The sequence below is a fragment of the Streptomyces sp. NPDC048277 genome (assembly GCF_040652235.1).
GTDB lineage: Bacteria > Actinomycetota > Actinomycetes > Streptomycetales > Streptomycetaceae > Streptomyces.
Map to the genome: position 1 here is coordinate 1 of NZ_JBEZLQ010000089.1, position 1,319 is coordinate 1,319.

A 1,319-nucleotide genomic window follows, 5' to 3' on the forward strand; every position below is an offset into this window, starting at 1 on the left:
GCCTTCTTACGGCGTCGATTCGTCCAGTAGTCCTGGAGCGCGGGATCATCCGGGGATGCTCCTGCCCTTACCATGACGTGTCGGACGATCGGGGTCCATGCGAATTTAGGGAGATAGGTTCCGGTCCCCCGGTCCCCGAATACCCATTTATCGTTCCTGGATTTGTTGAACTTGCCGAAATACCTGTTGACTGCCCAGGTGTTCGGCTTGTTGGGGTGAGCGCGCCTTGCCCACCTATAGGTGAGCCTCCACACATAATCATCCAGAGCGCTGAACGTCGCACTGGACACACCCCCTCGGTAGTATGTCGCCCATCCGCGTACGATCGGCGTGAGCTTCCTTACCACCTCTGCGGCATTGGCTCCGTGCAGTGCCTTTACCTCTGTCCGCAGTTTCTCCCGGATTTTCCTGACCGCATCCTTACTCGGCTGGATAATGCATTTTCCGTCACCGGTCCTGCGGATATTGAAGCCCAGGAAGTCGAAGCCCTCGTTCACATGGGTGATCTGGGTCTTCTCCTCGTTAAAACGAAGCCCCCTCGGCTCCAGCCATCTCGCCATTCCCCGTCTGGCCTCTTCCGCCTTCTCACGCGAGTGCGTGAGGACGACGAAATCGTCTGCATACCGAATGAGTACCGGAGTTGTTGGCTTCGTGCCCGGTCTCCCGTGGGACACATACCACTCAACCCCTGCGGCGCTCTCCATCCCATGCAGTGCAATGTTCAGCAGCAGAGGGCTAATTACCCCGCCTTGTGGCGTACCCTCTGTTGTTGGCGCCCATTTACCTTGCTCCAGCACCCCCGCCTTCAGCCAGCCCCTAATGGCTTCCCTCGCCGGGAAGTCACCGATGGCTCGCATCAGGTGGTCATGGTGGATTCGGTCGAAGGCCGCCGACAGGTCCGCGTCCAGCACCCATCGACGATGAGTGAGCGGCCCCTTCACCATCTGAAAAATGCTTTCGATAGCGTCGTGGCAGCCCCTCCCTGGCCTGAAGCCGAAGGATCTGAACTCGAACCGAGCCTCCCATTCAGGTTCCAGTGCGTTCTTGACTCGCGCCTGATGGACGCGGTCCCTGATCACTGGGATTCCTAGAGGCCGTTGCTTCCCGTTGCTCTTCGGGATGTACACCCGCTTGACCGGGCTCGGTCGACGGTCGCTTCCGTCCTGTATCCCCTGGGTCAGTGCAGCTCGCCCATTGGGGGTCAGAACGACCTCTCCGTCAATACCGGCGGTCTTACGGCCAGTGCTCTGCTGAGTGACGCGTCGCACGCTTACCAACGTATTGCTCCGTGCTCTCAGCATGAGCTTTTGCAGGTTGCG

General features: G+C 59.4%; 1 protein-coding gene. It reads right to left on the reverse strand.

Annotation, left to right across the window (positions count from 1 at the left end):
• On the reverse strand, window positions 1–1,268 hold a 1,268-nt coding region (ltrA, locus tag AB0D85_RS52265), incomplete at its 3' end, for a group II intron reverse transcriptase/maturase (RefSeq protein ID WP_362338787.1).
• Window positions 1,269–1,319: the final 51 nt, after the last annotated feature.